Raw genomic sequence first — 22,442 nt, forward strand, 5'->3', positions numbered from 1 at the left:
AGCAAAACAGTCGGGTATAATCCTTCAAATAGGGCAGATACAGTGCTCAGTGCTGTTTTAGCCACTTCCTTTTACACATGGCAACGCTTTATATTTTCGGCATCGGTGGCACTGGCTCCCGGGTCATCCGTTCGCTCACGATGCTACTGGCAGCGGGCGTAGAACTCCAGAACTGTAATCGGGTAGTTCCCATCATCATTGACCCCGACGCGCTGAACGGTGACAAGCAACGCACCATTGAACTGCTGAAAACGTACCAGCGCCTGCGCCAGCAGTTGCGGCCGGCACCGGAAGCCGGGCAGTTCTTCCACACCGAAATTGCTACGCTGGCCTCAATGGCCGCCACGTCGGGCCAGGAACGCGACCCGCGGGTGAAGGAGACGTTCGAGTACAACTTCAGTGGTATGGACGAGCCGTTACGCGACTATCTGCACTATAACTCGCTACCGGTTGAAACCAAGCACCTCGTTGATTTGCTGTTCGACCCGAAGAGCTTGAATGAGCCGCTGACGGTCGGTTTCAAAGGCAGCCCGAACGTAGGGAGCGTGGTACTGAACCAACTGATGAACTCGCCGGAAATCGAGTTTTTTGCCAATGGCTTCGGACCAGACGACCGGGTGTTTTTCATCTCGTCGATCTTCGGTGGCACGGGGGCGGCGGGCTTCCCGCTGCTGCTCAAGAATCTGCGCAACCCTAAGGGCAATTTAGCCAAGAAGCACTTGCTGAACACGGCTCCAATGGGCGCGCTGACTGTACTGCCCTACTTCGACCTGAAAAGCGACGAAACCAGCTCCATCGATTCCAACACCTTCATTACGAAGACCAAGGCGGCCCTAGCCTATTATCAGCGCAACCTGCCCGACCTGAACTCGCTCTACTACGTGGGCGACCAAGCACAGAAACAGCAGGAAAACCGCGAAGGCGGCAACCAGCAGCGCAACGATGCCCACTTCGTGGAATTAGTTGGCGCACTGTCTGTGCTGGACTTTATGCGTCAGTCGGCTGCTGTGCTCCAGAACGACACGCATTTCTACGAGTACGGCCTGGAGCGCGACGACAAGGAAGTACGCTTCGAGAGCTTCGACCCCAACCAAACGCGGCCGTTGCTCGGTCCGGCTCTTACCCGATTCAAATTCTTTGCTACGTGGCTGGAACATCATTTCCCCGAAACCGACGACGCGGTGTACGCCAAGAATATCAACTTGAAGAGTGCCTGGCAAACTGCCCCGTTCTTCCGCGACCTGCGCCGCTTCCTATTCGACTACAACTCGCCTGAAGGCCAACCCATCAGCTTCAAATCCTGGCTGCGCGAACTGCGCGACAACGCCCGTCACTTCGTGCCGTTCCGCCTCGATGAGACTGATTTCGATAAAATCGTGCAGGGCCAGGAAGTGAAGAAAGGCTTCTTCAACTCCGACACCATCAGCCGGAGCTACGTGCGCGAACGGCTAGACAAGCAACTGCGCAAAGTGACCGAAGCGGAAGCACCCGGCGAGTTCGTGCGGGCTTTCAGCGAGGTGATGGAGAATGTGGTAGAAGCCAAAGTACCCGGGTTTTAACCCCACCCCCGGCCCCTCCCCTCCGGGAGAGGGGTGCCAAGCGACTTTTATTTAAGCTAATGCCTCACTCCAAAACGCACCCCTCTCCCGGAGGGGAGGGGCCGGGGTGGGGTACCAACGAAACGCACTACATGAGTAATATCTTACAGCTGCTGGAGCGCGGCAATGCTAACCTGCGCGGCTGGCAGGAATCAAATCAATTGACGGCCTTAGAAGCCGAGCGGATGCTAGACCCCGCCGGTGGCAATTCCCGTCGCACGGCTACAGCCATTCCGACGCCTTTTGGCCGGCTGCATTTGCTGGAAACCGCTTTCAAATTTGTGAAGCAACAGCCGCAAGGCCACTCGTTGTACCACCGGCAGGTGTCGCAGTGCTGGGACTTGCTGGAACTGCTGTTCTATAGCAAGCCCACCGACGAGTACCAGCTACGCTTCGTGGCGTGGCACAAGCAGGAGCAGTTGCAGCAGTTGCAAGGCAGTTCCGATTCCCGCGTGAAGCTGCTCGGCGACACGCTAGCGCTGTATCTGGCCGACGAGCATTTTCGCGAGGTAGACGCGCTGTACCTGATTTTCGCGGATCGGCAGGATGCCAGTGGGCGCCGTACCACGCAGTTGCTCGGTGGCACGTCGCCGTTTACGCTGGTATTTGTGCACCCGGAAGTACGGCCGCTAAACACGCAGCGCAAAGGCGGCACTGGCTTCTATTTCGACAACGAAGTAGTGCCCCTGACCGCTCGGAAAGCTGATTTTCAGACGTACATCTTCGGTCTGTTTGAGGTAGAGAAGAGCTTGCGCAGCAAAGACTTTGCAGGCAGCGTGTACGACTTCCTGACGGCGCTGGACCGGAGTCGCATGAACGAGCTGGCGGAGCTAAACCAAACGGCCTCTTCCTTCAATCAGCCTTACGAGCCGCTACGGGATGCCCAAGGCAACGCCGTGCAAATTCGGGGTGTGGAGTTGCGGCACTTGGCCGAAGCGCAGCAACCCATCAGCAGCGACTGGTTTGTGGCCGCTACGGTGCCACAGTTAGGCAAAACACCGCTGGCGCTGCTGCCAGGCCTGGATTTGCGCCGCGGCAACTACTTCGGTGGCACGCCCGGCACCGATTCCACGGTCATCAAGTGGAATTACGACGAGGAACTGGACAAGCGCCGGCTGGAAGGCTTGGGCGTGCAGTACCCCTTCCTGACGGTGAACGACCTGCTGGAAGACATGCTGGTGGAGGTTCCGTTTGCGGTGAACACCGAGCGGTTCCACTTCGGCACGGTACTGCCGGAGCCGGGCACGCGCCTGGAGGACCGACCGTTCCGGTTCCTGCTGCCGCTGAAGCGTCGCTACTTCGACTACTTCCGCCCGAGGACCTGGACCGTTACCTGCGCCTCACCGTTTTCGACAACCACGTGCTGGTGCAACTTGCCATACCCGTCACGAGCGGGCGCGAAGTAATGTACGAGCGGCGCTATTACTACCGCCCTGGCCCCGGCTCCAGCGCCGACCAGACGGTGGCCGCCGTGCCGAGCGACAACGCCAAGACGCCGTACAACGGTGGCCGGGTGAGTGCCCGTGTGAACGTGGGCGTGTTCCCGTTCTACAAGTTTCCGAATATCGCGCAAGGTGGCGGCAGCAGCCACTACTATGTGCAGTTAGCTGACCAGAACGAAGGTGCCGACTTGGCACGCCTGCGCTTCTACGCGGGGCAGCAGGCGCTAGCTCCGGCGGGTGCGGGCAACCTGCGGGGTGTGCGCACGCATCAGCGCATGGGCCGCAACTCCCGCGGGCCGGCCAGCACCTACTACGAGGTGGTAGGTACGCATTTCGACTTTATGGAAGTGGAAACGCCGGCGGCTGACTTTGCGCGGCCCGGCCGGGCAGTGAGTGGTTTGCTGGTGCCGCGCTGGCAGACGGCCGTAGGTGGTTCGCAGCGGTTCACATTTGCCGTTGACTTTGGCACTACCAACACACATGTGGCCTTCGCAACGGCAGAGCGTGGCGAGCCGCAGCCATTTAGCATCACCAAGGAGAAAGAGCTGCAAGTTGTCACGCTCAACAAGCCCCTCGCCACTTCTGACTACTTGTTGCCGGTTCGCTACGGCGTGGGCAGCTTGGGCACCATGCCGCTAGCCGACACCGTGCGCAACCGCGAGTTTGTGCCCGCCTTCATTGGTACTGATGGCGCTGACGTAGCCTTCCCAATTCGGACGGCCACCTGTGAGTCGCCGGCGTTTGTGGGTGAAGGCGACCCGATGCTGTTCGGTAGCATCAACATTGGCTTCCACCTCAGCCGCGACGGATCATTGTACAACCACCCGGAGGATGGGCGCTATCAAACCAACCTCAAATGGGATACGGAAGGTGCGCACCGCGCCGCCGGGGTGCAGCGCATTCGGGCGTACGTACGCGAGTTGCTGCTGCTCATTAAGCACAAAGTAGCCCTCAACGAAGGCGACGTGAGCCAAACCCAAGTGGTATGGTCGCGCCCGCTGAGCATGAAGAAGAGCGGGATTAGGGATTTCGAGGAAATCTGGCAGGAAGAGTTTTCACGCATCTTCGGGCAGGAAGCTGGTACTCGCCTGGCGCACATCAGCGAATCGTGGGCGCCGTACCTGTACCTGACTGACCCCCGTACCGACGGCGGCATTGTGCCGACCGGCGACGAAAATGTGGTGAACATCGACATCGGCGGTGGTACTACCGACGTGCTGTTGTTGCGAGGCCGGCAGCCGGAAGCTACCCTCTCGTTCCGCTTTGCCGGCGACGTGCTGTGGGGCGACGGAGCAGGCGGCGGGTCGCGGCAGCAGAATGGCTTGCTGTATTATTACGTGAGCCGCACGGCCAACAAGCCTATCAGCCAGGAAGCGTGGGCGGCGCGCGAGGTGGTGAAGGCAGCGCTGGAAAGCAAAGCCGGTTCGGCCGACGTGGTGAGCTTGCTTTTCGGGTTCGATAAGCAGTTGGAATTCTCGAAAGAGCTGCGCGGCGCCAAACACCTGCGGGTGGTGCTGTTCCTACACTTTGCGGCGGTGGTGTACCACGTGGGCCAGGTGTGCAAAGCCCGCGGGCTGGATGTACCGCGCCACTTGTGCTTCAGCGGCAAAGGCAGCACCTATTTGCGCATGCTGGATTTGAACTCCAACCTGTCGGCGCTGACGGAGTTGGCAAGACTGGTGCTGCAATTTGCCTCCGGGCAAACCGCACCGCGCGACTTCCGCCTCACGCTGGTAGGCCAGCCGAAAGAAGCTACCGCCAACGGGGCTGTACTCTGGAAGATGAAAGACGGCAACCACCTCAACGACCCCAAGGAGTTCGTGCTGCCCGGCACAGTGCCCGCCGACGTGGAGCCGTTTGCCGCTCCGGCCCCGACCTCCACGCTGACGCTAAGTGAAGCCACTGCCCTTCGCGAAGACGTACTGACCAACGCCCGTCGCTTGGTGCGTTTCCTCACCCACGACTCGCAAGAAGTCCGCGACCTGCTCGACGATTTGAACGTGGAGATGAACTCGGATTTCGTGTACAGCTTCCTGGATGGACAGCTCAAAGACAGCTTAAACGCCGGTCTGAATTCCTTGCTCAACAACGGCGCGAAGCCGGACGACCGACTGCCCGAAACGCTGTTTTTCTTCCCCTTCCGCGACGCTCTATTCCAATTGGGCCGCGAGCTATTCAAACGGCATTATGCAGCGCAACCGCAATAAGATTTCGGCCGCAAATCAGTGGCTGTTTGCAGTATCCATAACCGCTTCATTGCTAAGCGGGCCAGCAGTACTAGGGCAAAACAGCGGCAGCGCAGCGGGAACCACCGAAGTGGTTCCCGCCAACGCCCGCGCCCAAATGTGGGCTGCCACCGCTCGGTTTGTTTATACTGACGACCCGGTGTTGAAGCCGATTCAGGCCGAGCTACTGAAGACTATTCAGGACAAAAGCATCTCCGCTTTCAACCAAGGAGCGGATGCGGCGGTTGCCCTAGAAAAACAGAAGCTTCAAGGGCAACAGCGGGTACTAAAGTTTCGGGGCGTTGTCGATGCCATTCAAGACAAAGTCAACCCGAGTGACTACGGCGGGTTGGCCCAAGCCATCGTGGCGGAACTACAAAAGAACCCGGACCGTATGGCGGACTTGGAGCGCAAAAGCAGCCTCACGGCGCTGTCGAATCAGCTCAATCAACTAGCTACGGGTACTGCCACTACCGCAGCCGAAGCAGCCGACACCGCTCCTACTATTGCCGACGTTACGGAGGTAGCTGCCACTCCGGTTCAGGATTCCGGGGCTGATCCGTATGCCGTGCCCGAGGGAAAGCAACAGCCCGAAGCACAAACTGATATTCCAAATCCAACTCCTGCTCCAGTTATGCCCGCTCCCGCTACTCCCCCACTGCTTTGGGCTGCCTTGTTGATGTCGGGCCTGAGCTTGCTAGGCGTGCTATATCTATTGCTGACGCGCGGCAAATCTAGCAGCGGGCGGCAACGTTCATCGTCGTATTCGCAAGACAGCAGTAGCTACGACAGTGACCCGAGCAGAACTTCAACTCAACGCCAGTCTCTCTCGCAAGACTCCCGCTTAAGCAATGCGCAGCTCATGGAAGTGCGCGAAGTGGTGTACAAGGCCCTAACCGAAACCCGCTCGCCTTCGGCACCAGCAACACCAGCACCGCAGAAGGCGAAGCAAGCTCCTAAGCCGCCTACTCGCCAAGCACAGCCCCAAGTGTCGGCACCCGCGCCGGTAGCACCTCCGCAGCCCGTAGCCTACACAAATGCAGAACCTGAGCACAATGACGATTTATTTGCAGTAACACCACCCGCTCCGGCTCCTGTCGAGCCTGCTGCTCCGCGCGTGCACGTCATCTACGCCAATCAGCAGCCCATCAACGGTGCTTTCCTGCGGGATAATCTGGCCGATGCTCCCGCCTCCTACACCATTTTCGAAATCATGGTGGATGAGCGCACACCCGACCAAGGCACTTTTGTGGTGACGCGCAACGAGAGTGGCCACGGCGGCTACATCGGCAGCCATATGAGCATCTTGGAGCCAGCTTGTGTTTACAACTACCCTACCGGTCCGGTTTCGCGCATCATCACCGAAACACCCGGCACCGTGCAGCGCACCCCGTCCGGCGACTGGCGCATCAACCAAAAAGCGCGGATTTATTTCGCCTAGACAGGTGTAACTTTGCTAAGGAACGTCATGCTGCTTGTCGTGGCATGACGTTCTTGTTTAATCTAGCGCAGTGCGCGCTTTCAAAGTAGCTCGTCTGCTGACGTTGTCAAACTATATCAGTCATGCTGAGCGCAGTCGAAGCATCTCGCTAGTATGGTAACCTCCTTCTTCTACCGCAACAATTCGAGCGAGATGCTTCGGCTATGCTCAGCATGACAATTACTTTGGCAGGCGGACGCTAGATCGAATAGCACGTCTTACCACTCACACTTCTCTTAAATCGTACCTATCCATGATAATTGCCCTGCTGGAACTGCTGGTTGTCATAGGCATTCTGACGGTGCAGATACTAGCTTTCCGCCGTAGCCGGCTGGATATCGAGCGACTAGCCACCCTGTTCCCGACGGCCAACCAGTTGCGCCTACGCCGGGTGGAAGACGCCACCACCGGCCAGCAAGTAGATACGCTGGAAGCTCCCGCCGCCTCCCCTGATTTCAAGGATGTACTGGTGGATACCAACTCGTATCTGCTCAAAAACAAGGGCACCGCTAGTTTCGATATTCTGCAAAACATTGCTGAGCGCCGGGCCGAGGCGCTGGATAACGAAGTGCAGCAAGGCACTTCTACGCCCCTGTACGTCGGGTTGATGGGCACCTTCTTAGGGGCCATTCTCGGGTTGGGCAGCTTACTGCTGAGCGGCGGCAAGTTTGATGAGGCCGCTATTCAGTCGTTTTTGCAAGGTGTGGCCATTGCGATGGTCGGTAGCTTGCTCGGTCTGTTTTTCACGCAGTGGGCCGGGGCTCTTTATCGTGCCGCACACCGCCAAGCCGAGGAGCGCCAAAACGACTACTACACCTTCCTGCAAGTGGAGTTGCTGCCCATTCTGCACTCCGACATGGCCAGCAGCCTGAGCAACCTCAAGTCCGTGCTCGACAGCTTCAACAAGGAATTTGTGGACAAAATCTACGAGTTCGGTCCGATCATCAACGCGCTGAATGAGAACATCAGCACGCAGAAGAACTTCCTAGAGGAATTGCAGAAAGTGGGCTACACCCAAATGGCCGATGCCAGCATCCGGGTATTTGATAAGGTGGCCCAAAGTGCCCACCACTTCGAGAACTTTCTAGTCTACCAAGACAAGCTGAATGCCACCATGATAGCCGGCAACGCCGTAGCCGACCGGGTTTCGGGCTTGCTCAACCGCCTCACTAATCTAGAAAAAGGCTTGAACGCCGTGCCGGAATTGGTTTCACAGCACGATGGCACAGTACGGGCACAACTCCAATTTTTCCAGCAGAACCAAGCGGAAATGGCACGCATGGCCGGCCAGACGCAGCAGTTTTTTGATGAGCAGTATCATCAATTGGCCGATGTGATGCGCCGCCGCATGGGGCATTTCCAGAAGGAAGCCGACGAGGCCGCCAACCTCTGGCAAGACCACTTCAAGACGCTCAACCGCGACAATATCTACGAGAAGATTGTGCGCTACATGGAGCCGTTCAAGAACTTGCACCATCAACAGGCGCAACTCAACGCGCAGCAAGACCTGCTCAGCCAGTCCATCAACCGCACCCATGACCGACTGATGCAGAAAATGGCTGATGATGCCGCCATCAACACGCAGCTTCTCCAGCAGATGAGTACACTCAATACCTTGCTTGAAAAAGCCACTGCCAAAGGACCAGTTGGCCGCATGATGGAGAAAGTATTTGGTGCTCCAACACCTGCCAAGCCCAAGGCCCGATGAAGACCACCGGCCGCAACAACTTCTTCTGGCCAAGCTACGTGGACCTGATGACGGCGCTGTTTCTGGTGATGCTGGTCTTATTCGTGCTTAGCTACAAACGCTTTCAGGATCAGCAAAACAACAACGAGCGCCTGATTGCTGAACTGCGCGTGCAAGTGCAGGAGAAGCGCAAGCTTGACGAAATAAAAGCCGCTCTCCAACGCCTGGAAAGCGACTATTTCACTTACAACCAGCGCTACAAACGCTACGAGCTAAACTTTCCCGTCACGTTTGCGCCCAAGAGCGATGCGTTGCCCGACGTAGCCCGCACGCCCCTCACCCAAGCTGGCCGCTTCCTGCAACGCCAGATGCAGACCCTCAACAACAACGACAACGTGCAGTATCTCATCGTGGTGGAAGGCCGCGCCGCCAAAGACCTGCGCTACCCCGACGACGACCCGCGCAACCTCGATGGACCGGCCGTTCGGCAGCTTAGCTATAACCGCGCCTTGGCCGTTATCCGTCTGTGGGAGCAAGCCGGCGTCCGATTCCCCGCCAACTTAGAAGTGGTAGCCGCCGGCAGCGGATTTCGGGGTTCTGGCCGCTATACCGGCGCCGAAGAAGGCAAAAATAAACGCTTCATCATCCAAATTCAGCCGAAAATCGGCTCCTTGGGCAAGTAGCAAACAAAAGCCCTACACAGAAACGTCGTGCTTCACCTGATGGCGAAGCACGACGTTTCTGTGTAGGGCTTTTTGCTTTACTCAGTGGCTGGAGTTGTGCTAGGAGTCGTAGCAGTAGGAGGATCAGAAAGGGTATTTTCTAGTAGACGCTCCTGCTTTTGGTACACGATTTTGTAGTCGGGGTTGAGGCGCAAGCGCATTTGAGCGCGGATGTACTGGTTTTTCTGGAGCGACTGGCGGAAGCCGCGGCCTCGTTCAATGTAGGTTACCACGCGGGAACCGTCGTTGGCGGGTGGGCCTACCTTGAGAGAGCCTGGCTCCACTTGGAATTGCGCGTCTTTCAATTCCGCAAACCGATTCTGCTCTAGCCAAGCACTAATGGCGGCCGGCGTGGTATTGCGCAGAATAACGAACAGCTCCACTTGCGGGGCAAAGTATTGGTCGGCACTGAAAGGGGGCGCTTGAATATCAGCGTAATAAGCGGCCAGCACGTCGCGCACCCGGTCAGTTGCTTCACTGGCACTTGCCGCCGGTGCCGTTTCGGTGGTGGCAGGCACGGTGGCAGTTTGGGTTTCGGTGGTGCTGCTACCGGCTGCCGTGCCTGTTGCAACAGAATCGGTGGTGGCAGTAGGTGGCACGACAGGCGCTACACGCACAGTTTCGGGCGCAACGGCGGGCGGCAGATCCAGCTGCTCGGCCTGCGGACCTGTTTCGGGCGCCACGGCCACGGTATCGGCAGCGGTTTGGCTGATGCTGGTTAGGTGCTCACTCGACCTCGATTGGCCCATAACTAGGTACCAAATCAACCCCAACAGCAGCAATGCGCCGCCAATAGCTAAGATCTTCCCTAAAGGGCTCTTGGTGGGCTCCTCTACTTCGTCGTCATCATCGAGAGGTTCCGTTGTTTGCGCCTGCGGCCGTGTAGTTACGGGCGGCACAGGAGGTGGCGTCGGGCGCACGATAGGTTCCACCGGAACCGTTGGTTGGGTTCTTGGCGGGGAAAAATCGGGTGGTGCGGCCGCAGGTGGCGGCGTTGTAGAAGAAGCGGGCGGGAAAAACTGCGGCGTCTCTCTTGCAGGTGGCGGTGGAGGCGGCGTATTAGGCCGGGGGGAAAGGACTCGGGAGCGGCTGTTGGTGCCGCGGGAGCGGGCGGCGTAGGCGGGGTGTAGGGCGCTGCGTAAGGCGCCGGTTTTTCTTCTCGCACCGGGGCAGCCGGTGGTGGCGGAGGTGATGTACCTGGCGTTTGCGGTTGCTTGAAGAAATCGAGCAACGGCGGCAATTCTTCCACTGGAGTAGGAACCGGGGCAGGCGCAATAGGAGGCACTGGTACTGGTTCGGAGCGCACGGGTTCAACTGACGAACCTGTGGTTGCCGGTGCGGTGAAGGTAGGGTTGAGTGGAACCGTCGGGGGAGCCGACGGCGGAACTGCCGGTGCCGCCAGTTGGTCGGCCAGCAACCGGGCCTTCAGCGTCTCGAATTCTTGCGGCGTAATAGTGCCGGCATCGAGCAGCTCCCGGAGCTGGCGAAGCGTATCGAGGGGTGAAGAACTTTTATCCATGTAAACAGGGCGTATGACGAAGGTGGAATGATCCACCCTTTAAACGGTAGTGAGTGAGTGACGTTATTTTACAGTAATCAACTCGAAATGAAGCGGCTACAGCAACTGGTCTCGGGTTATTTTCGGTCGAGAGTGGAAAGCCGGTCTTTGCGCCGCTGAAGCTTGGTTTTGCGTAGCTCCAACTGCTGAGCATTCACGATGAGCTGCGCGGAATCTTGACTGGCTTTGGTCTTGTTTTCGATGTTTTGCTTTTTCAACGACTCAATCTTCTCTAGGTTGCTTTCCGTGTTTTTGGCCAAGTTTGCCCGCTCTCTTTCCAGCCGTTCTTTTTCTTTCTCGGTTTCGCGCAATTCCTTTTCTGCCGCCTCAATCTGCTCCCGATAGGCCTTGAGCCGGGCGGCCGTGGCAAAGTTTTGCGCCATCGTGCGCATGGCCGCAAATTCAGTGGGCGTATTCTCCGGGCTGAAATACGTTTTGGCATCGTAGCCGCCAAATACGGCCAGTTCGGTAACGCTGTCCGACGGCGCCGTTACCATGGCGTAGAGGTCGATAAGCTTGCCCGACACGCTGGAAGCGGGTACTTGCTTGGCAGCTAGCACGTCGCGCTTGCCTACCCCGAAGGTGCCGTTGCCTTTCGGTTTGATGTTGTAGGTGTCCTTCAACCACGACTGCCAAAAATTGCGCGTCCACTCGGGCGTACCGTCTACTAGCACTTTGGCGGCGGCCCGCTCACTCTTTTCGTAGTTGACGCTGTTGTCGCGCACTTCGTACATCTGCGCGTTGGCGGAACGACCTGTTAGTACGCATACAAGCAGGCCAAGCAAAAAGGCGAATTGATTTTTCATCGGAATTGAAAGCAGGAAACACTGGAAAAGCCGCTCGTATGGGCGGTACTACGGGGCGCTAGTAGATATCGTGGCGCTCGAAGGTGGCTTGCAGGTCTTGGTGCATGAGCTGAAACCGGTTGATAACGGCTTGCATAAACTCGTCGTCGAGCAGGCTACGGACTTCCTCGTCGCTGGTCACGTCCATTTCGCTCACCTTATAGGTTTGTTCGAGCGGGCCTTTTTCGAGCTTGATGAGGTACTTTCCATTCCATGAGAAAAGCGTGATTTTAACCTCTGGGTGCGGAATATCGGCAAGCTGGCGCATGGCGGAATCGGGAAATGAAAATGAATGCGCGAAGATAGGCAGGGGCGCTCTACTAACCGGTCAAGCTCGACATAACACCCAACCTGAAGCGTCGTACCAATGCAAAGCACACTGCTTCTTTTTTGTTTCACTTTCACCACCTTGCACTATGGCACAAGGAGATAAGTTGGCGTACACCGACAAGCAAAAGCGTAAAGCCGAGCACATTGAAGAAAGCTACGAGAAACATGGCGTACCCGAAGAAGAGGCCGAAGCTCGTGCCTGGGCGACCGTCAACAAACAAGATGGGGGCGGCAAAAAGAGTGGCTCTGGCCGCAAAAAGCCCGCTAGTCGCGCCAAAGACGGAGAATAGACAAGACTCAAACTGCTCCACTGAAGCGCTGCTTCGCGGCCCCGGAACGCCTGTTGTTCTGCTGCCCGCGAAGCAGCGCTTTACGTTGTATGAAACTGCTGCTGCGCGTACAGCAGAAACCGTTGTGCTGGCCGGGCTAGTGGCTGCCCTTGTAGCCACAACGCCTCGAAGTTGCGGGGCAGGCGCAGTTGCTGTATCGGTACCACTTCTAGCAGGCCAGCCGCCAACTCGCGTTCCAGCGCCCGGCTCGATACAAACCCTAAGGCTGCGGGAGCCGCTTCGAGGTAAGATTTGATGGCCTCGGTGTTGTCGAAGTAAAAAGCCACTTGCAAGTCGGCCAGCTTAATTTTGTGTTCGCGCAAAGCGAATTCCAACACTTCCAGCGTGCCAGAGCCTCGCTCCCGCAACACCAGCGGGTGGGCCACAGCTTCGGCCAGCGGCATAGGCTCAGCGGGTGGCCCTGCGGGCGTGGCCCGGCGTACGGCAACGAGTTCATCGGGCAACAGAGGCTCGTAGTGCAGGTCGCGGCTCTTAGAACGGCCTTCCACAAAGCCCAAATCAAGTTGACCAAGTGAAATGGCCTCGGCAATATGCTCGGAGTTGGCATTGACCAAGGTCAGTTCTACTTGAGGATAGCGCCGCTGAAAACCGGGCAGAATGGCGGGTAGCACGTATTGGGCCAGCGTAGTGCTGGCCCCGAGGCGCAACCGACCGGCCGCTTCGCTGTGCAGATTGTGTAGTTGCTCGGTGAGTTGCTGATGCAGCCCTTCCACAGCGTCGGCGTGTTCGAGCAGTAGGTTGCCGGCTTCGGTAAGGGACACCCGGTTGCCGCGCCGCTCAAATAAGCGCTGCCCGTAGCTGCGTTCCAACTCCCGAATGTGTTTGGTAATGGCTGGCTGGCTGATATACAGTTCCTGCGCAGCCCTAGTAAAGCTTAGGTGCCGGGCCACCGACTGGAAAACGCGCAAACGAAAATCAGGCATACGCGCAAGGTAAATGCTGGAACAGTGAGTCCGGATGTTTTGCTTGCGCAACCATGCAGTCCAGACGCCAAACTCACTTATTCCATTGTCACTTTTTCTGCGCTACTAGCTTCACTAGCCGCATCTGTTGCAATCCAAAGTCGCCCACGCCTACATTCTCTTCGTAGCGCACTATCGTGAAGCCGGCGGCGGTGTACAGCTTCTTTAGCTCGTCGGTATCGAACACGACATTGCCCCCGATCTTGCGCTGCTTGGTAGCGTCGCGGTGGAAACCTTCGATAACCACCAAGCCACCCGGTTTTAAACTCTGGTACACTTTATCGACGTGGTGGCGGCCGCCGGAATAAATGAAGGCCACCAAATCCCACCGGTTGGTGCCGAAGTCGAACTCGGCATCGTCCTGGACGAAGGTGGTAATGCGCAGATTGGCTTTGCGGGCGTTGTCTTGCGCCAAGTTTACGGCCTCGTCGGCAATATCAACGCCGTAGGCATCCCACCCGTGTTGGGCCAAAAACAGCGTGTTGCGCCCTTGGCCCATGCCCACATCGAGAGCCTTGCCGGGCTTACGCCCCGGATAGTTTCCGCGAGCAACTTGTTGGGATTGGTGCTAAACGATACGCGGGTTTCTTTGCCGGTTAGCACGGCGTTCCACTTCTGCCGCTCCAGTTCCTTGTTTTCTTTCGGGTTTGGAGTCGGCTTGGTGGTTGAAGCAGCTTGTTGCGCAAAGCCCGTTGATAGCACCGACAGCAACAGCGAAACTGTAAACAAGGATTTCATAGTGGTAAAATAGCTAACCAAATGTATACTTAATGAAACCGCTATTGCGCCATGTACTCGGTCAGGATCCAGTTTTCCTGGCTGAAGTTGGATAACGCGAATGCAGCTACCTTAATCAACGTAGCACAAGCAACCATTAGTTTTCGTTGATATTGAATTATCAGCTTGGCCCCTGCCCCATGGATGCAGCCCTACACGACCACAGCACGGTCTCGAAACTTGCATTGCTGAAGCTAACCTCAGGCCGGGTTAGCTACCCTCTCCCGGAAAGGCCAAGGAACCGAGACAATCCCTTTCCGCTTGTTTTTTATTCAAGGGCAAGACGCGCTTAACCCTATGCTTCCTTCCTAAAATTGCTTTAATAAGCAGCAGAGTACAGACAAAGAAGCGGCCCGGAAATCCTCCGGGCCGCTTCTTTATGCTACTGAAAGCACCTGACAAGGCCTTACGATTTACTGTACTCGGTGATGAGGCGCACCAAGAGGTTGTTGAGGTACTCGACTTGATAGTCGCCTACTGAGGCTTCTAAGTGGGTGTTGCCAATGCCGCTGTGGTTGGTGATGAATACATAGGTGCCGCCGGTGCTCAAAGCCAGAGTGCGCATCACAAACTCGGTGCTGGTGTCAATGCCGCTGGCTGTTATCGGAATAAGCCGGATGCCTTGGCGGGCGGCCGCGCGTGTAAGCTCCTGGATGCGGGTGCGAGCTTCATCGTGGGGCGGCGCATCAAGTACTAGAAACAGCAAGCGGCAGCGGGCCTCGGTGCTCCATTTCTGTTGTAGAGCCACGCTCAGGGCCTCGTCTACGGCTTCCGGAAAGTCGCCGCCACCGCCGGGGCCCTGGGCCTGCACGAAGGTTAGCAGTTGGTTTACGTTTTGGGTGAAAGGCAGTGCGCGGGTCACATATTCGTCGCCTTTGTCGCGGTAAAACACGCTGGCCAGGCGCAAATCGGCAGCTGGCACTTGGGCTTCCGCTCTCGTAACTACGTCGCGTAGCTCGGTTTTCAAATAGTTGATTTCGTCGCCCATCGAGCCGGTGGCATCTACCACAAACATGATATCGACGGGTGTGGCTACGGTTGGGGTGGCAGCAACAACCCGGGTGGCTTGGCGCTCGGTAGCCGGCACGGGTGCTGGCGTGAACGTCCGGCCCTGGTAGCTTACCTGTATCGGCAAGGCTGCGCTACTGCCCACCGGCTGAAACAAGGTCGGGAATAACTCGACCCGGCCCAGACGGTCGGTGACGCCGGCGGTAACGCCCGTTGCTGCCGGGTTCGGGCCCACGGTCACGCGCGCACCAGCCAGGGGCTGCCCGGCGGCATCGGTGAACGTGAGAGTATAGCGCTCTGCGGAATACAGTTGCCACTGCGCTGGCAACTCCGTCCACGCGGGCCGCTTAAGCACATCGAGCCAGAATCCCCAGTTGCGCAGGTCGTTCCACTCACCGGCCGTTATCACCCCAGCCTGACTGGAACCGCCGGGGTTGTTGCTGCTCCCCGACCCACCAGAGCCGCCTGGTCCACCAAGTCCACCCGGTCCCGCGTCAGTTAAACTGTACCCCGACGATGGGCTTTCGCTGCTATCATCAGCATCGGCACAGCCCTGCAATAGCGGCAGAAGCAGAAAAGAGAGAAGAAGTTTTTTCATCGATAAAAGCGTAAGATGTGTGGTATATAGCCTCCCGAGGAAGAGCCACATGCCGCGCCGTGAGTTGCAACCAGCTACTCATTTTTTCTTGGCAGCCACATTCTTACGCCTTAGTCTCTTGTTTCTAGCGCCATTGTGCGGTTACAACACCCTTAGGAGTTGCGGTAACAAGCCTCTGTCAACGGGTTTGCTCCACCCTGTGCGCATTATCAGCAGGCTTGGGCTATTGATTCAGAAGCGCGCTTGTCAGATAAGCAATACAACGAGCAACTACTTCTTTGATAGCAATAATCATCCTTGAAGTAAATGGCTTCAAAAATTCTAAGTACTACCACTTAAAATATTATTTTACGATAATATTATTGCATTATGTCTTTCATACGTGTCCTATCACTAATAGAAACCGCCTATGCTGACACGTCTACTAGGCTTTTGGCTGTTTACAAGCTGGCTTTTGGGCAGCAATGCCACTGCGGCGGTGCCTTTGCCGCTTCATGTGCTAGCAGATACTCTTTACCTAAAGGAGTCGAACGGTAAGCATCTTTCCGAAACGTACCGGTACTATACCGAGCCTTTCAGGGCTCCAGCTAACGCCCAACACGCCGATTCGCTGTGGCAAGCTGGTAAGTTCCAGGCCGGGCCGTGGCACCGCACGCTCAACCTTGGCATTGTACACCGCCGCTTGTGGCTACGACTCGTGGTCAAAAACACTTTAGCTGAGAGCCGACGTTTTTTGTGGAGCGTATACAACTACACCGACAGTGCCACTCTTTACTGTCGGCGGCAAGGCGAGACAGAGTTTCATCGAATAGCGGCCGCTAGCTCCCGCGTGCCAGCCGCTGAACGAGTATTTCCGGCGCGGGGTCTGTGCTTGCCTTTCGAGTTGGCTGGCGGCGAGGGCGCCGAATTGTACTTGCGCATCGACCACCATGCCGGGGCCCTGTACCTGCCTACCGACGTAACGACCACCGAGGATTTTCTGGCCTGGGAAGTGAACTACGTTTTCCACAAACACTGGATTTGGCTGGTAGGCTTTTACCTCAGCAGCGCCCTGTTCAACCTTGTGCTATTCGCGTTCCTGCGCGACCGAATACATATCTGGTATATCTTGTACGTGGTGTGCACTACCATTTTCCTGCTCATGGAAGATGGCCTGGACGCCCTGCTCCTGCCCACGGGTCCCTATCAACTGCTGTGGGATATTGGGCAATTCAACTTTATGCTGCTGGCGGTGGCATGCGGTGTGCGCATTATGCAGCTGTTTCTGCGGCTCCGAGCTGGCTGGCCCCGGCTGTACCAAACTGGCAATGTGTTGGCGGTACTGGCTTTGGTGTTTGTTGGCGCATATTCGGTGCTGTACCCAGCGGCGGTACGTAGCCACGGTACGGGCCTCTTACTTCTCAATGGCGGCCGTGAATTGCTGCTGGCGGCCATATTCCTGTATGGCTGGGCGGTACTGCTGGCAACGCTGCTCACCAAGCGGCGCCGCCGGTTAGCCGCCTACTATGCCCTCACGTACTTCTTCTTCTTCACTGGGTTTAGCCTGTTTTGGTTCAACCACATCGGTCTCACCAATCTGCACCTGATGCAGCCCAATGCGTTGGCTTGGGGCCTGTTTTTCGAATTGCTGGTGTTGAGTGCCCTGCTTACGGGGCGTTTCCGCTACACCCTTCACCAAAACGCGCAGCTCCGTATCAAGCAGCTGCGGCAACGCAATACGCAGGGGGCCAAGCTCATTGCAGCTCAGGAAGAAGAGCGTGAACGATTAGCCCGAGAGCTGCACGACGCACTAGGGCCCAACCTGGCCGCCTTGCACTTAGCTTGGCAGGGCCGGGCGGTGCAGCAAGCCATTGCCAGCTCGCCGGAAGCCGCCGCCGCGGGTCGTCATACCGAGTTGCTGCTCCGGCATCTGCGCGACGAGGTGCGGACCTTCAGCCACGCTGTGCTACCTGCCGAGCCTGGCTTGGGTGGCCTCGCGGAGTCGGTGGGGGCACTGGCCGAGCTGCTCAACATTTACGGCAACCCCACGGTGCGTACCTTCTGCGATGAAGGCATCGACCAGCTCTCGCAGCCTCTGCAAACGGCGGCCTATCGTATTGCCGCCGAACTGCTCAATAACGCCGTGCGCCACGCCAACGCTACCGAGGTGCAAGTACAGGTGCTGCGGCATTCTAACACCTTGGAAATAATGGTGGAAGACAACGGAGCCGGATTCAAACCGAAAGTTAATGGTGCTGGCATCGGGCTGCGTGGCGTATATGCGCGGGCCGAGTATCTTCGGGGCCAAGTGCATATCGATAGTACCGACCGAGGCACCAGCATTGTGGTGCGTTTGCCGTGTTGAGGGCAAGAAGAAGTTTAGCGTAAAAGCTAATGGTTGAGTTGGGGAATCGAGATTTGATGCTGAATTTGCTGTCTTGGGTCTTCGCTGCTCAGCGCGCCTCCTAGCTTATCTATTCGTAGTACATCATTCGCCAGTATGCTTATGCCGTGTCGCTTACTCATTCTGGATGATCATCCTATGCTCATGCAGGGGCTAGCACGGCTGGTAGCCGAGCAGCCTGACCTGCAAGTAGCCGGGCAGTTTAGCTCGGGCGAGGCACTGTTGGCTTGGTTGCCTGCCTCAAATCCGGCTCCGGCCGATGTGCTGCTGCTGGACCTACACTTGCCTGGCCTCGACGGCCTAACATTACTGTCCCATTTGCGACAGCAATGGCCGGGCATGCGGGTGCTGGTATTCAGCACTGCCTCTACTTTAGAGTTAGTGGAGCGCCTGCAGGTATTGGGCGCGAGTGGTTTCGTACCCAAATCGGCCGATGCCGACCACCTACTGGCGGCTATCCGGGCGGTGTACGCTGGCAAGCATGCCTTTCCGCATGCGTATCAGCCCGTAACTCAGCAGGTCCCGAGCAACTCAAACATGGCGATACTGCACCGTCTATCTGCCCGCGAACGGGAAATTATTGGGCTGGTGCGAGCAGGGTTAACCACCCGTCAAATTGCTGACCGTCTTTCTCTAGCGGAATTTACGGTGAGTACGCACCGCCGTAATATTATGCACAAGCTTGAGCTACACAATACTGCCGCCCTGGTTCAGTTTGCGCACAACCATGGCTTGCAGTAGCAGATCCGTGGTGGCCGCCACTGCTTCAAGGTTATTAGAGCCCAAGCCCAGATTATGGGTGGAACCGACGTGCAGCACCTCACGGTAAGTGGCCTTTGAGCTGGTAGTAATTGCTTGGTTATTCTGCTGTTTCGGGCACTGCAAGTACTGGTGATGGGCGCAGCAGCCAGACCAAGCCAAGCACTACTACGCTGCAAACTAAGCCGAGAATGGGCACGGTAATAAACTTCAGCAGCCAGCCCGTGAAGTAGGCGCCACTCACGCCACACAAGTTCACGAGGGCCATGTACGTGGTGAACTGCGAGCCTTCGATGCGTGGCTGGCACAAGGCCATGAGCAGCGGCAGCGCGGCAACGCTCAAACTTGGGTCGGCCATATTCCAAACCAGCAGCCCCACGGTAGCTACCGCCGGATTGTACCACCAGAAGCTCAGGCTACAGAACAGCAGCAAGAAGCTACCCAGCCCGAGCAGCACCCGGCGCTGAAGTCGTGCAGGCCCTATTCGGTCGGCTAGTGTACCGCCAGCTACTACCAGCGTAAGGGTAGCCAAGGTGCCCCAGCCGCCTTGCAGAACCGAAACGTCACCATCGGGCCAGTGCAGCACCTGGATAAGGTGATAGGAATACGCCCAGCCAAACATGCCCAAACACAGATACGCCACGGCAATAATGACAAATAGCCGCAGCGTGCGAGGTGCCGTGATGGCCCGAAACAGCTCCTGAAACAGCCACTTCAGAGGCGGATTGTCGTTGTGGCGCCGGGGCTGCTGGCTTGCCCCAAAGGCGGGCAGAAGCCGGTCGGCACGGTCGAGGCGGATAAAGAACGTGAGCACCGTAAAAAACAGCAGCGCCACTGATTGCGCCAGCGCCGCCTCGAAAAAGCCATAGCGGTGCAGCAACCACGACAAGCCCGCCGCTCCCGCCGAAATACCCAGCAGAAAGCCACCGCGCATAAAAGCATTGATGCGGCCACGCTCTACCTCGGGCACTACTGCAATGGCAATGGCATCCACGCTGGCATCCTGAATGGACGCAAACACGCTATGCACCACAAAAGCCAGCTTCAGCCAAGGCAACTGCGCCACCGGGTCGTCGATGAGCAGCAGGGCGAGCGAGGCCAGGGCGGCCACCAGCTGCGTGAGTACCACCCATTGTTTACGCTGCCCGATGATGGACTCCTGGTACTTATCAATCAGCGGCCCCATACAAATTGCAAGGCCCAGGGCAGCCCCACAACCGCCGAAAACGTAGCCACCGTGGCTGCACTCAGATTCTTGCCTATTAGATAGTTGACCACCGCCGTCAGGCCGAAGCCGGCCGGAATGCCTTGCATCACATACAGATAGAAGAAGGTGAAGTACCGCAGACCGGTACTTTCGCGGAGTACAAGATGACGCACAGAAGCAGAGTAAGAGAGGCGAACAGGAATGCCTTGGAGGCGGGTAATTAGTAACAGCTAAATCCTGAAAACCTCCTTTGCTACTTCAGTACTTCTTCGGTCACTTTGCTGATGTCGCCGCTTACTTTCTGAATGAAATCCAGTTGCTCGGTGAGTTGCGGGTCGGGGGCAGTGGTGGTTTCGGGGCGGGCGGGCGCGGTGGCACCGTCTGTGGAGGCAGCGGGCAATTCTTCGGGCTCTTTGATATCGAGGCGGCGCAGGCTGCGGTGCAGGGCTTGCTGCGCTTGGCGCACGGGCCGCAACAAGGTGCTTCCGCCGAGCGGACTACGGCTATCGTGCGAAAGCAGCGCCGAGGAAATGGACGCCACATTGGAAGAAAGAATGTGGTTGAGCACCACAAATTCGTGCACTTCGTTGGGGTGGTGCTGTTTGGCGCGCGGCTCCGACATCATGCGCTGAAAGGCCGCCGCGAGGTTGGCAGAGCTAACGTACACTTCCTTGCGGGCCAACTTGTAGTCAACTTCCGCCACCGACGATCCAAGTAGCGTTTCGGTGAGGGTTTGGAGGTAGAGCAGGTTGGCGCGAAGCACGGCCGTCATGTAGTCCTGCAACTGGTCGGATTCCCAGTTCGGAAACAGCACGTAGCTGGCCGCAAACGCAATCAGGCAGCCGAGCACGGTGTCCAGAATCCGCTCTTCCACCACTTGCAAATAGCCAAGGCCCAGGAAGCTAAACAAGATCAACACGAAGGGCGTCATGAACGTGACGGCCACAATGTAGTTACTGCGCGTGAAGCTAAACGAGGTGAGCATAAACACGAACAGCAAGGCCACCAGCGCCATCCGGTCTTGCACCAACCACAACACCAGCCCCCCAATGATGCCGCCCGCCAGCGTACCCAGCACCCGGTGAATGTTGCGCTCCTTGGTTAAGCTAAACGCCGGCTTGAGCATGTAGGTAGTGGTCATCAGAATCCAGTAGCTGTGGTGGCCAGGCAGCAACACCTTGGCTACCACATAGCCCACCAGACAAGCCAGCGCCATCCGGATGGCGTGCCGAAAAGCACTGGAACTGAGCGTCAAATGACCCCGCAGTTCTTCGAGTGCAAAGCTCTGGTGCGACACAAACCGCCCAAATTCCAACTCCCGGCTGGCCGGAACGGCATTGCCATCGAAGTAGGCCAGAATATCTTGGAGCCGCTGGCTGAGGTTGCGCAGATTCACCAGAATCTTCTTCAGCACCAGGGTATGGCCGGGTTGGGTTGGGTCATCAAGCGCATCAATGCGGGCCTTGAGTTGCTCTAGGCTCGCCGTGAGTTGCAGGCGTGAGCTATAGCTGTGGTTGGCTTGAATGGCGTAGCCAATGCTTTCCAGTTCGGAAGCCATTTGCTCTACCAACCCGGCTATGGCATCGAGGATACCCGTACGCTCGAACCGGGAATGAATGGCCTTGTAGTCGTAGTACGTGACCGTGATGTGCTCATACAGGTCCATCAAATCGACGAAGGTGAGCACCAGCCGCCGGCCCGTTCCCGTCGATTCCTTCATCATTTGCCGCGTGCGAAACAGCAATTCGCGCACGGCATCCTGCTTTTCGCTCACCGTCACCTGCTGGGTCATGAGGCGCCGGTAGTCGTTTTCGAGGTTGGTGCCCGTGCGGTAAAACTCAGCTTTGAGGCGCAGAAACCCCGCTACCGCCCGAATACATTCGCCCAGTGCCTGTTGGGCCGAGCGGTACGGCCGAATCTGGTAGGTGAGCAAGCTAACCGCCATGTACCACACGGCACCCACCGTCACGAGAGCCGTGAATTCAAGCAACTTCGCAAATGGCAAGGCGCGGTCCATCATCAGAATAACCAGCAGCAGCGCCGCCGTTCCCACCGAACCCGCCCGGGTGCCATACACCAGAAACAAGGTAAACAAGAAGCTGAACAACACTATCTCTATCCCGAGCAGCCACAAATACGGCTGCGCAAACCCCGTGACAAGGGCCACAATGGGCAGCAGCGCCAAGCCAGCAGCCATGCCGTTGCGCTTGTGTACAAGGGGGCCGGGGGCGTCGGTGATACTCAGGCACAACGCTCCCAACGACAAGTCCATGCCTATTTCCAGTTTCCCTAGCCATCCAAAGACGAGGCCAGGTAGCAGCACGGCCAGCGTAATACGCAAGCCGTCGGAAAAGTCTTGGCTGAAAAAGAAGTACTGAAGCTTACGGGTGTGTTCGTTCATTGCAGCAGGCTGCGGGTCCAAACTCATCTATACGAGGAGTTGGGTGCCAAGCTACCGCAAAAACCAACGATGCCCACCACCGGCGCCGAATTTTGCCACCAGTGGCGTTG

20 protein-coding genes are annotated in these 22,442 nt (G+C 57.4%); 9 read left to right on the forward strand and 11 right to left on the reverse strand.

Features of this window, described 5'->3' with window-relative positions; translation table 11 throughout:
- Positions 1 to 77 precede the first annotated feature (77 nt).
- From MUN86_RS18860 to MUN86_RS18885, 6 genes are all read left to right on the forward strand, one after another.
- The gene (locus MUN86_RS18860; protein WP_245119584.1) at positions 78 to 1,559 is read left to right on the forward strand and encodes a hypothetical protein; all 1,482 of its coding nucleotides are present in this window, start codon (positions 78 to 80) and stop codon (positions 1,557 to 1,559) included.
- A gap of 59 nt (positions 1,560 to 1,618) precedes the next feature.
- Positions 1,619 to 3,004 carry a hypothetical protein gene (locus MUN86_RS18865; protein WP_245119585.1) on the forward strand — a complete coding sequence of 462 codons (1,386 nt, stop codon included), beginning with the start codon at positions 1,619 to 1,621 and terminating at the stop codon, positions 3,002 to 3,004.
- Positions 2,965 to 5,247, forward strand: coding sequence for an acetate and sugar kinases/Hsc70/actin family protein (locus MUN86_RS18870; RefSeq protein WP_245119586.1), 2,283 nt, complete (start codon positions 2,965 to 2,967; stop codon positions 5,245 to 5,247). Before MUN86_RS18865 ends, MUN86_RS18870 begins: the two co-directional genes overlap by 40 nt.
- Positions 5,228 to 6,706, forward strand: a complete 1,479-nt coding sequence (locus MUN86_RS18875) for a hypothetical protein (protein ID WP_245119587.1) — start codon at positions 5,228 to 5,230, stop codon at positions 6,704 to 6,706. The genes MUN86_RS18870 and MUN86_RS18875 overlap by 20 nt, the downstream gene beginning before the upstream one ends.
- Before the next feature lie 292 nt (positions 6,707 to 6,998).
- Entirely contained in the window at positions 6,999 to 8,453 is a 1,455-nt protein-coding gene (locus MUN86_RS18880) for a hypothetical protein (protein WP_245119588.1), read from the forward strand.
- Entirely contained in the window at positions 8,450 to 9,115 is a 666-nt protein-coding gene (locus tag MUN86_RS18885; protein WP_245119589.1) for an OmpA family protein, read from the forward strand. Before MUN86_RS18880 ends, MUN86_RS18885 begins: the two co-directional genes overlap by 4 nt.
- Positions 9,116 to 9,192: 77 nt before the next feature.
- On the opposite strand, the gene MUN86_RS18890 is transcribed toward MUN86_RS18885, so the two are convergent.
- The 4 genes from MUN86_RS18890 to MUN86_RS18905 all read right to left on the reverse strand — a co-directional run bounded on the left by MUN86_RS18890 (position 9,193) and on the right by MUN86_RS18905 (position 11,825).
- Positions 9,193 to 10,086, reverse strand: coding sequence for a hypothetical protein (locus tag MUN86_RS18890; protein WP_245119590.1), 894 nt, complete (start codon positions 10,084 to 10,086; stop codon positions 9,193 to 9,195).
- The gene (locus MUN86_RS18895) at positions 10,041 to 10,673 is read right to left on the reverse strand and encodes an SHOCT domain-containing protein (protein ID WP_245119591.1); all 633 of its coding nucleotides are present in this window, start codon (positions 10,671 to 10,673) and stop codon (positions 10,041 to 10,043) included. The genes MUN86_RS18890 and MUN86_RS18895 overlap by 46 nt, the downstream gene beginning before the upstream one ends.
- A 116-nt stretch (positions 10,674 to 10,789) precedes the next feature.
- Positions 10,790 to 11,518, reverse strand: a complete 729-nt coding sequence (locus MUN86_RS18900) for a hypothetical protein (protein WP_245119592.1) — start codon at positions 11,516 to 11,518, stop codon at positions 10,790 to 10,792.
- A gap of 58 nt (positions 11,519 to 11,576) precedes the next feature.
- A complete protein-coding gene (locus MUN86_RS18905) occupies positions 11,577 to 11,825 on the reverse strand; it encodes a hypothetical protein (protein WP_245119593.1) in 249 nt (82 codons plus the stop codon).
- A gap of 148 nt (positions 11,826 to 11,973) precedes the next feature.
- On the opposite strand from MUN86_RS18905, the gene MUN86_RS18910 reads away from it, so the two are divergent.
- On the forward strand, positions 11,974 to 12,177 hold the full coding sequence (locus MUN86_RS18910; protein WP_245119594.1) for a hypothetical protein: 204 nt from the start codon (positions 11,974 to 11,976) through the stop codon (positions 12,175 to 12,177).
- An 80-nt stretch (positions 12,178 to 12,257) separates the two neighbouring features.
- Here the strand turns inward: MUN86_RS18910 and MUN86_RS18915 are convergent, their stop codons facing one another.
- The 4 genes from MUN86_RS18915 to MUN86_RS18930 all read right to left on the reverse strand — a co-directional run bounded on the left by MUN86_RS18915 (position 12,258) and on the right by MUN86_RS18930 (position 15,582).
- Entirely contained in the window at positions 12,258 to 13,160 is a 903-nt protein-coding gene (locus MUN86_RS18915; protein ID WP_245119595.1) for a LysR substrate-binding domain-containing protein, read from the reverse strand.
- Between the two features lie 88 nt (positions 13,161 to 13,248).
- Positions 13,249 to 13,671, reverse strand: coding sequence for a class I SAM-dependent methyltransferase (locus MUN86_RS18920; protein WP_245119596.1), 423 nt, complete (start codon positions 13,669 to 13,671; stop codon positions 13,249 to 13,251).
- On the reverse strand, positions 13,617 to 13,937 hold the full coding sequence (locus tag MUN86_RS18925; RefSeq protein ID WP_245119597.1) for a hypothetical protein: 321 nt from the start codon (positions 13,935 to 13,937) through the stop codon (positions 13,617 to 13,619). The genes MUN86_RS18920 and MUN86_RS18925 overlap by 55 nt, the downstream gene beginning before the upstream one ends.
- A 445-nt stretch (positions 13,938 to 14,382) precedes the next feature.
- The gene (locus tag MUN86_RS18930) at positions 14,383 to 15,582 is read right to left on the reverse strand and encodes a vWA domain-containing protein (protein WP_245119598.1); all 1,200 of its coding nucleotides are present in this window, start codon (positions 15,580 to 15,582) and stop codon (positions 14,383 to 14,385) included.
- Positions 15,583 to 15,991: 409 nt separating this feature from the next.
- Between MUN86_RS18930 and MUN86_RS18935 the strand changes: the two genes are divergently transcribed.
- A complete protein-coding gene (locus MUN86_RS18935; protein ID WP_245119599.1) occupies positions 15,992 to 17,926 on the forward strand; it encodes a sensor histidine kinase in 1,935 nt (644 codons plus the stop codon).
- 141 nt (positions 17,927 to 18,067) lie between these two features.
- Positions 18,068 to 18,706 carry a response regulator gene (locus MUN86_RS18940; protein ID WP_245119600.1) on the forward strand — a complete coding sequence of 213 codons (639 nt, stop codon included), beginning with the start codon at positions 18,068 to 18,070 and terminating at the stop codon, positions 18,704 to 18,706.
- Positions 18,707 to 18,824: 118 nt separating this feature from the next.
- On the opposite strand, the gene MUN86_RS18945 is transcribed toward MUN86_RS18940, so the two are convergent.
- From MUN86_RS18945 to MUN86_RS18955, 3 genes are all read right to left on the reverse strand, one after another.
- Positions 18,825 to 19,910 carry an MFS transporter gene (locus MUN86_RS18945; protein ID WP_245119601.1) on the reverse strand — a complete coding sequence of 362 codons (1,086 nt, stop codon included), beginning with the start codon at positions 19,908 to 19,910 and terminating at the stop codon, positions 18,825 to 18,827.
- A complete protein-coding gene (locus MUN86_RS18950) occupies positions 19,898 to 20,104 on the reverse strand; it encodes a hypothetical protein (protein ID WP_245119602.1) in 207 nt (68 codons plus the stop codon). Before MUN86_RS18950 ends, MUN86_RS18945 begins: the two co-directional genes overlap by 13 nt.
- Before the next feature lie 80 nt (positions 20,105 to 20,184).
- Positions 20,185 to 22,332, reverse strand: a complete 2,148-nt coding sequence (locus tag MUN86_RS18955; protein ID WP_245119603.1) for an FUSC family membrane protein — start codon at positions 22,330 to 22,332, stop codon at positions 20,185 to 20,187.
- Between the last annotated feature and the right edge of the window lie 110 nt (positions 22,333 to 22,442).

Origin of the sequence: Hymenobacter volaticus (assembly GCF_022921055.1) — a bacterium.
In the GTDB taxonomy this organism is placed as follows: Bacteria; Bacteroidota; Bacteroidia; order Cytophagales; family Hymenobacteraceae; genus Hymenobacter; species Hymenobacter volaticus.

Coding starts and splice junctions, on each gene's coding strand:
- MUN86_RS18940 (WP_245119600.1), top strand. CDS start 18,068: ATGCCGTGTCGCTTACTCATTCTGGATGATCATCCTATGCTCATGCAG.
- MUN86_RS18860 (WP_245119584.1), top strand. CDS start 78: ATGGCAACGCTTTATATTTTCGGCATCGGTGGCACTGGCTCCCGGGTC.
- MUN86_RS18930 (WP_245119598.1), bottom strand. CDS start 15,582: ATGAAAAAACTTCTTCTCTCTTTTCTGCTTCTGCCGCTATTGCAGGGC.
- MUN86_RS18875 (WP_245119587.1), top strand. CDS start 5,228: ATGCAGCGCAACCGCAATAAGATTTCGGCCGCAAATCAGTGGCTGTTT.
- MUN86_RS18910 (WP_245119594.1), top strand. CDS start 11,974: ATGGCACAAGGAGATAAGTTGGCGTACACCGACAAGCAAAAGCGTAAA.
- MUN86_RS18885 (WP_245119589.1), top strand. CDS start 8,450: ATGAAGACCACCGGCCGCAACAACTTCTTCTGGCCAAGCTACGTGGAC.
- MUN86_RS18945 (WP_245119601.1), bottom strand. CDS start 19,910: ATGGGGCCGCTGATTGATAAGTACCAGGAGTCCATCATCGGGCAGCGT.
- MUN86_RS18905 (WP_245119593.1), bottom strand. CDS start 11,825: ATGCGCCAGCTTGCCGATATTCCGCACCCAGAGGTTAAAATCACGCTT.
- MUN86_RS18865 (WP_245119585.1), top strand. CDS start 1,619: ATGCCTCACTCCAAAACGCACCCCTCTCCCGGAGGGGAGGGGCCGGGG.
- MUN86_RS18895 (WP_245119591.1), bottom strand. CDS start 10,673: ATGGATAAAAGTTCTTCACCCCTCGATACGCTTCGCCAGCTCCGGGAG.
- MUN86_RS18925 (WP_245119597.1), bottom strand. CDS start 13,937: ATGAAATCCTTGTTTACAGTTTCGCTGTTGCTGTCGGTGCTATCAACG.
- MUN86_RS18900 (WP_245119592.1), bottom strand. CDS start 11,518: ATGAAAAATCAATTCGCCTTTTTGCTTGGCCTGCTTGTATGCGTACTA.
- MUN86_RS18955 (WP_245119603.1), bottom strand. CDS start 22,332: ATGAACGAACACACCCGTAAGCTTCAGTACTTCTTTTTCAGCCAAGAC.
- MUN86_RS18915 (WP_245119595.1), bottom strand. CDS start 13,160: ATGCCTGATTTTCGTTTGCGCGTTTTCCAGTCGGTGGCCCGGCACCTA.
- MUN86_RS18935 (WP_245119599.1), top strand. CDS start 15,992: ATGCTGACACGTCTACTAGGCTTTTGGCTGTTTACAAGCTGGCTTTTG.
- MUN86_RS18880 (WP_245119588.1), top strand. CDS start 6,999: ATGATAATTGCCCTGCTGGAACTGCTGGTTGTCATAGGCATTCTGACG.